Annotated in this window: 6 protein-coding genes and 2 rRNA genes; all 8 read left to right on the forward strand. The window is 45.6% G+C overall.

Annotated features, from left to right (window positions below; all coding sequences use genetic code 11):
• Window positions 1-536: PhoH family protein (locus I6758_RS01000; protein ID WP_196603362.1), on the forward strand; the 536-nt coding region annotated here is incomplete at its 5' end.
• Complete coding sequence (gene ybeY, locus I6758_RS01005) at window positions 520-981, forward strand: rRNA maturation RNase YbeY (RefSeq protein WP_196603363.1); 462 nt, start codon at window positions 520-522, stop codon at window positions 979-981. The genes I6758_RS01000 and ybeY, both read left to right, overlap by 17 nt.
• A 28-nt stretch (window positions 982-1,009) precedes the next feature.
• Window positions 1,010-1,939, forward strand: coding sequence for a GTPase Era (era, locus tag I6758_RS01010; RefSeq protein WP_196603364.1), 930 nt, complete (start codon window positions 1,010-1,012; stop codon window positions 1,937-1,939).
• A 16-nt stretch (window positions 1,940-1,955) separates the two neighbouring features.
• Entirely contained in the window at window positions 1,956-2,564 is a 609-nt protein-coding gene (locus tag I6758_RS01015) for a DUF502 domain-containing protein (protein ID WP_196603365.1), read from the forward strand.
• The gene (gene recO, locus I6758_RS01020) at window positions 2,564-3,298 is read left to right on the forward strand and encodes a DNA repair protein RecO (protein ID WP_196603366.1); all 735 of its coding nucleotides are present in this window, start codon (window positions 2,564-2,566) and stop codon (window positions 3,296-3,298) included. The genes I6758_RS01015 and recO overlap by 1 nt, the downstream gene beginning before the upstream one ends.
• 77 nt (window positions 3,299-3,375) lie before the next feature.
• The gene (locus I6758_RS01025; RefSeq protein ID WP_196603367.1) at window positions 3,376-3,585 is read left to right on the forward strand and encodes a hypothetical protein; all 210 of its coding nucleotides are present in this window, start codon (window positions 3,376-3,378) and stop codon (window positions 3,583-3,585) included.
• A gap of 194 nt (window positions 3,586-3,779) precedes the next feature.
• Window positions 3,780-5,329: ribosomal RNA gene (locus I6758_RS01030) — 16S ribosomal RNA — on the forward strand.
• Between the two features lie 463 nt (window positions 5,330-5,792).
• A 23S ribosomal RNA gene (locus tag I6758_RS01035) occupies window positions 5,793-8,005 on the forward strand; the annotation flags it as partial.

Consider the following 8,005-nt stretch of genomic DNA (forward strand, 5'->3'; position numbering starts at 1 on the left):
GCATTATTTTAACAAGGCCGGCGGTGGAAGCCGGAGAGCGTCTGGGCTATCTCCCCGGTGATCTGCAGGAAAAAGTTGATCCGTATTTGAGGCCTTTATATGATGCACTTCAGGATGTGCTGGGGGCTGAGACATATAAAAAATTGATGGAAAAAAACATAATAGAAACAGCCCCGCTTGCTTATATGCGCGGCAGAACACTGGAACGGGCGTTTGCCATATTGGATGAAGCGCAGAATACAACGGGCCGGCAGATGAAAATGTTTTTAACGCGCTTGGGCTTTGGTTCGAAAATGGTCATCAACGGTGATCTGAGTCAGATAGATTTACCGCGGGGAATTGTATCGGGGCTTACTGAAGCAGTGCATATATTATCAGATGTCAAGGGTATAGATTGTGTGCGCTTTGCTGACACCGATGTCATAAGGCACGATGTGGTAGCTCGTATAATCAAAGCATATGATGTATATGAAACATCTGAATTAATAGGAAAAAGAAATAATAAGATGGAGAATGGATATGCAAACCATAATTGACAAAAATCCGGATAGCATAGAACTGGATGAGTCTCTTGTTGACATTATAGAGCAGGTTGCCGCCAAAATGGCAGAGCTTTATGATCTGAAGAACAGTGAAGTAAGTATAACACTGACTGATAATAAGAATATACATGCCCTGAATAAAAAATACCGCAATATAGATCGGCCTACCGATGTATTGTCATTTGCACTGAACGAAGGGGAAGAACCAAATATTGAAGGTGGCGCACCGGTAAATGTGCTAGGCGATATTATTATTTCCGTGGAAAAAACAGCTAAACAGGCCGAAGAATACGGGCACAGCGTAAAAAGAGAAATAGCTTTTTTAACGGTGCACGGAATGCTGCATTTACTTGGATATGATCATATAGAAGAAAATGATCGTGTGGAAATGCGCAGGGAAGAAGAGTTTATTATGGAAAAATTGGGAATCTCACGATAAAAGGGAATCACTATTACAAGGGAGTACTATGGAAAAAAAATATAAATCTGGTTTCGCAGCTGTGATCGGACGACCTAATGTCGGGAAATCGACACTGATAAACAGCCTTATAGGACAAAAAATAGTTATAATGTCTGATAAACCACAAACGACACGCAATAAAATTCTTTGTGTGCTTACACAGGAAAATATGCAGGTAGTCTTTATTGATACACCGGGGATACATAAACCACTTCACAAACTGGGCGAACATATGGTCAAGGCAGCGCAGGAAACGCTGAAAGAGGTGGACGCCATATTATTTGTAGTTGATGCAAATGAAAAAATCGGCGGCGGTGAACGATATATAATGAAGCAGCTGCAAGCTACCAAAAAACCGGTAATTCTGGTCATCAATAAAATAGATTTGATGGAAAAAAGAAAAATTTTACCGGTGATCGCAGGGTATGAAAGCGAATATAAAAATATAGGTGCAGCTGAAAACAATGGCGAAGCCAGATTTTCCGCTGTGATTCCTATTTCGGCGAAAGAGCAGGATAATCTGCCGGAACTTTTGCATGAAATGGACAGTTATTTGCCGGAAGGACCTCAGTATTTTCCGGAAGACATGGTAACAGATCAGCCGGAACGTCTTATCATAGCGGAGCTTATAAGAGAAAAAGTTTTACTTTCAACACGTGATGAGGTTCCGCATGCCGTGGCAGTGGACGTCGATGAAATCGCTACCCGGAAAAATGGAGATGTATATATACGATCTACTATATATGTTGAACGCGAATCACAGAAAAGAATTGTCATTGGGGCAAAAGGAGCGCTGCTCAAACAGATAGGGGCGGATGCGAGAACTGATATCCAGAAATTACTGGGATCAAAGATATATATTGATCTTTGGGTGAAAGTGAAAAAGGATTGGCGTGATAAGGAAAGGGTATTAAAGGAATTTGGCTTTAAGGACTGACGGAGGCGGCTTTGTCATGAAAAGACTAATGAATAAATTATCAAAATGCTTTATAAACGGTATTATGATAATAATACCTATTTTTATTACATATCTGGTTATTTCTACAGTATGGCTGATGATCGATGGACTTATAGGGCATTATATTCCTATAAAATTTCCGGGAATGGGAATAATTATCGTGCTGATCATTATCACGCTTGTAGGCGGATTGTCTTCAAACTGGATATCAAAACGGTTTATATCATGGGGCGAGGAATTTATAGGTAGAATACCCGTAGTAAAATTTATCTATGGCAGTGTGAAGAGACTGTCCGATACGATTTTTAAGTCGGGTAACATGTTTGAAAATGCAGTATTGGTGCCATATCCTCATCCGGGAGTGCGCTGCCTGGGATTTGTGATGACTCCGGTTTCGGCTGTAATGGCAGATTATCTTGGCGGGGAGGAATACGTGTCTGTATTCATTCCGTGGAGTTTGAATATGACATCGGGGTTCAATGTTTTTGTCCCTAAAAAAGATGTGACATATATAGATATACAAGGTGAAGATGCTTTGCAGTATATTATAACTGCAGGGGCAGTTATGCCGGGAAATACCGAAGGCCTGAACGGTGGTAAGTAATGTCTCTTTATAATATAAGAGCCATTGTTTTAGGTGCGGTAAACTGGGGAGAAGCAGATAAGCTGATAACCTTGTTTTCACGTGACCGAGGAAAAATAAAGGCGGCAGCATACGGCTGCCGCAGACCCAGAAGCAGATTGGCTTCTGCAGCACAACTTTTCAGTATATTGGAATTGCAGCTGTCTGAGGGACCGCGGCTGGATATAATAAAAAATTGCGACCATAACGGTTTTTTGGCAGATTTTTCTCTTGATTACACAGCTTTGGCCTATGCATCTTTTGTTGCAGAAATAGTTGCAGAAATTTTTGAAGAAAATCAACCACAGGAACAAGTTTATGAGAAACTGCTGCAGATAATCCCGGCAATGCTCAAACGCAATCCCAGAGTGGTTGCATTGGCTGCATTTTTTCAAATTCTGGAATACACGGGAAGCCAGCTTCAATATGAATATTGTGCTGTCTGCGGCAGGAAGATCGAAGACGATGCTTTTTTTTCATATGAAGAAGGAGGGGCTGTCTGCCAGAAATGCAGAAAAGATGAAAATATAATATACTCTTCAACAGTGAGGAAACTTATTTTGCATTTATTGAATCTTGATTGGCAGGCTCCCTCATCTTTTAATATACAGGCTAAGAATTTGTTATCAGCAGAAAAAATTATGCTGGATTATCTTGAAATTATTTTGGAAAAACGTTTAAAATCTCTGGATTTTATAAAACAAATAACGAAATAGAGCAGTAAAAAAGAGAGAAAACGGGGAAAAAAGGAACCGGCATCTCTCTTTTTTTATTGAACGAAACAGGAAGAGAATTGCTGCCTGAAAATCATGGAAAAGCCTGCAACATAAGGGCGGACAGGCACAACAGAAAAGAAGAGAAGCAGGGAAAAGGGAGAGGGAAAAAGAGCAAAAAGGAAAAATCTGAAAAAAAGATCAGAAAAAGGATTGACAAAGAATGTGAGATTAGATATAATAATTTCTGCGCTCAAGAGAGCGGCAGGGACTCGGAAACAAATCAATAAGATTTGAAAAAAAGTTCTTGACAAACGAAAACGCCTGTGATAATATATACAAGCTGACTCGTTGAGGCAGGCACCTTGAAAACTAAACAATACATCATAATGTTTTCAAACATACCGGATGTGCGGTTTAAATATAAACCTGAAACAATTTCTTTTAAAACAAAATGAAAGAGCCAAATTGGCTCTCCAATAAATTAATGGAGAGTTTGATCCTGGCTCAGGACGAACGCTGGCGGCGTGCTTAACACATGCAAGTCGAACGGGACTTTTATTTCGGTAAAAGTCTAGTGGCAAACGGGTGAGTAACGCGTAGGCAACCTACCTTCAAGATGGGGACAACATCCCGAAAGGGGTGCTAATACCGAATGTTGTAAGAGTACTGCATGGTACTTTTACCAAAGGCGGCTTTTAGCTGTTACTTGGAGATGGGCCTGCGTCTGATTAGCTAGTTGGTGACGGTAATGGCGCACCAAGGCAACGATCAGTAGCCGGTCTGAGAGGATGGACGGCCACATTGGGACTGAGACACGGCCCAGACTCCTACGGGAGGCAGCAGTGGGGAATCTTCCGCAATGGGCGAAAGCCTGACGGAGCAACGCCGCGTGAACGAGGAAGGTCTTCGGATCGTAAAGTTCTGTTGCAGGGGACGAATGGCATTAGTGCTAATACCACTAATGAATGACGGTACCCTGTTAGAAAGCCACGGCTAACTACGTGCCAGCAGCCGCGGTAATACGTAGGCGGCAAGCGTTGTCCGGAATCATTGGGCGTAAAGGGAGCGCAGGCGGACATTTAAGCGGATCTTAAAAGTGCGGGGCTCAACCCCGTGATGGGGTCCGAACTGAATGTCTTGAGTGCAGGAGAGGAAAGCGGAATTCCCAGTGTAGCGGTGAAATGCGTAGATATTGGGAAGAACACCAGTGGCGAAGGCGGCTTTCTGGACTGTAACTGACGCTGAGGCTCGAAAGCCAGGGTAGCGAACGGGATTAGATACCCCGGTAGTCCTGGCCGTAAACGATGGATACTAGGTGTAGGGGGTATCGACCCCCCCTGTGCCGGAGTTAACGCAATAAGTATCCCGCCTGGGGAGTACGGCCGCAAGGCTGAAACTCAAAGGAATTGACGGGGGCCCGCACAAGCGGTGGAGTATGTGGTTTAATTCGACGCAACGCGAAGAACCTTACCAGGGCTTGACATTGATTGACGCATTCAGAGATGGATGCTTCCTCTTCGGAGGACAAGAAAACAGGTGGTGCATGGCTGTCGTCAGCTCGTGTCGTGAGATGTTGGGTTAAGTCCCGCAACGAGCGCAACCCCTATCATTTGTTGCCAGCACGTAACGGTGGGAACTCAAATGAGACTGCCGCGGACAACGCGGAGGAAGGCGGGGATGACGTCAAGTCATCATGCCCCTTACGTCCTGGGCTACACACGTACTACAATGGGATACACAGAGGGAAGCAAAGGAGCGATCCGGAGCGGAACCCAAAAAATATCCCCCAGTTCGGATTGCAGGCTGCAACTCGCCTGCATGAAGTCGGAATCGCTAGTAATCGCAGGTCAGCATACTGCGGTGAATACGTTCCCGGGCCTTGTACACACCGCCCGTCACACCACGAAAGTCATTCACACCCGAAGCCGGCTAAGGGCCTTATGGAACCGACCGTCTAAGGTGGGGGCGATGATTGGGGTGAAGTCGTAACAAGGTAGCCGTATCGGAAGGTGCGGCTGGATCACCTCCTTTCTAAGGATTTTTTATAAAATCTGTCGAGTACATCCGGAAAATGTGTATGAGAAGTTTATGTATTGTTTAGTTTTGAGGGTTTCTCCCTCTATAATAAAGTTTATTGTAAGCATTGTGATGATGTTTATGTAAAATTTAGATTGCACATTGAAAACTACACAGAAGAAAGCAAAGAACAATTATCACCAATGCCAAACTTGTGAAAAAACATTTTCTAGAGAATGGCGGGGAATAGTTGGACCAAGCACAATTAGGAAACTAAAAACAAAAGCTAAGACGAAACATATGAACTTAAGCTAAAAGGTGACATTTTAAGAGTAATCTTAGAATGTAACGGCAAAGCTGCAAGAAACATCATAATGCAAGGAAGGGCAAAGCTGAATGAAGAAAGCGTATTAATATACGCTGATGAGTGAAGCAAAGCACTGACGAAGCAGGATGGTATTAATGGCAGGTTTGACGAAGTTAAGCGAATAAGGGCATACGGTGGATGCCTTGGCGCCAGGAGCCGACGAAGGACGCGGTAAGCTGCGAAAAGGTACGGGGAAGAGCAAGCATCTAGTGATCCGTACATATCCGAATGGGGCAACCCGTCAGAAGAAGTTCTGACATCCGAAAGGAAGGTAAACCCGGGGAACTGAAACATCTAAGTACCCGGAGGAAGAGAAATCAAACGAGATACCCAAAGTAGCGGCGAGCGAAATGGGCAGATGCCCAAACCGTAACACTTCGGTGATACGGGGTTGAGGACCGGCAGAAATTAAGGAACGTTTAGCCGAATGACTTGGAAAGGTCAGGCATAGGAGGTAAAACCCCCGTAGGCGAAAAGCGGAACTTAAGGGCCGGGATCCAGAGTATCGCGGGGCACGAGAAACCTTGCGAGAAGCTGGGGGGACCACCCTCCAAGGCAAAACACTAACTGGCGACCGATAGCGCATAGTACCGTGAGGGAAAGGTGAAAAGAACCCCGGAAGGGGAGTGAAATAGAACCTGAAACCGTATGTCTACAAGCAGTCGAAGCTCCGTAAGAGAGCGACGGCGTGCCTATTGAAGAATGAACCGGCGAGTTACATTATATTGCGAGGTTAAGTGGAAGACACGGAGCCGAAGCGAAAGCGAGTCTTAATAGGGCGTTAAGTAATATGGTGTAGACCCGAAACCGCAGTGATCTATGCATGTCCAGGTTGAAGCGCAGGTAAAAATGCGTGGAGGACCGAACCCGTGAGTGTTGAAAAACTTTGGGATGAGGTGTGCATAGGGGTGAAATGCCAATCGAACGCGGAGATAGCTGGTACTCCCCGAAATAGCTTTAGGGCTAGCCTCAAGGGAAGATTACAGACGGTAGAGCACTGATCAGGCAAGGGGGCGTAAAGCCTACCGACCCTAGTCAAACTACGAATGGCTGTAATAAAATACTTGGGAGTCAGACTGCGAGTGATAAGACCCGTAGTCGAAAGGGAAACAGCCCAGATCACCGGCTAAGGTCCCAAATGCTGTGCTAAGTGGAAAAGGATGTAGGACTTCATAAACAACCAGGATGTTGGCTCAGAAGCAGCCACCATTAAAAGAGTGCGTAATAGCTCACTGGTCGAGAGGCTCTGCGCCGAAGATGACCGGGGCTCAAGCACAGAACCGAAGCCGTGGCAGGATATAGAAATATATACTGGGTAGGGGAGCATACTGTATGCGACTGAAGATGTACCGTAAGGAGCATTGGAGCGTACAGCAGAGAGAATGCCGGTATGAGTAACGAAAAGAACAGTGAGAATCTGTTCCACCGAAAGCCTAAGGATTCCTGGGCAACGCTCGTCGTCCCAGGGTAAGTCGGGACCTAAGCCGAGGCACAAAGCATAGGCGATGGACAACAGGCAAAAATTCCTGTACCACTTCGGATCGATTGAACGAAGGAGTGACACAGAAAGCAGTTTGAGCGCGCGAATGGAAGAGCGCGTCGAAGCCGGTAGGCTGCATGGCAGGCAAATCCGCCATGTGAGAAGGCTGAGAAGTGATAGATAGGTGAATCTACGGAGGAACCGAATTCAAACGAGCTACGCTGTCGAGAAAAGCTTCTAGTGAGAGAAGAAGTGCCCGTACCAAAACCGACACAGGTAGGCGCGGAGAGAATCCTAAGGTGCGCGGGACAACCCTCGTTAAGGAACTCGGCAAAATATATCCGTAACTTCGGGAAAAGGATAGCCGCAGACGGTGAAACCCGAACGGGTGGAGCTGAAGGCGGTGGCACAAGAGAGGCCCAAGCGACTGTTTAGCACAAACACAGGTGCCTGCGAAAGAGAAATCTGACGTATAGGTGCTGACACCTGCCCGGTGCCGGAAGGTTAAGAAGAGGAGTCAGGAGCAATCCGAAGCCCCGAATTGAAGCCCCGGTAAACGGCGGCCGTAACTATAACGGTCCTAAGGTAGCGAAATTCCTTGTCGGGTAAGTTCCGACCCGCACGAAAGGTGTAACGACTTGGGCACTGTCTCAACGAGGGACCCGGTGAAATTGAAATACCTGTGAAGATGCAGGTTACCCGCGACTGGACAGAAAGACCCCATGGAGCTTTACTGTAACCTGGCATTGATATTCGGTAAATAACGTACAGGATAGGTGGGAGACTTAGATACATTGGCGCAAGTCAGTGAGGAGTCATTGTTGGGATACCACCCTTTATTTAA

The organism is Pectinatus haikarae, from assembly GCF_015732185.1.
Lineage (GTDB): Bacteria > Bacillota > Negativicutes > Selenomonadales > Selenomonadaceae > Pectinatus > Pectinatus haikarae.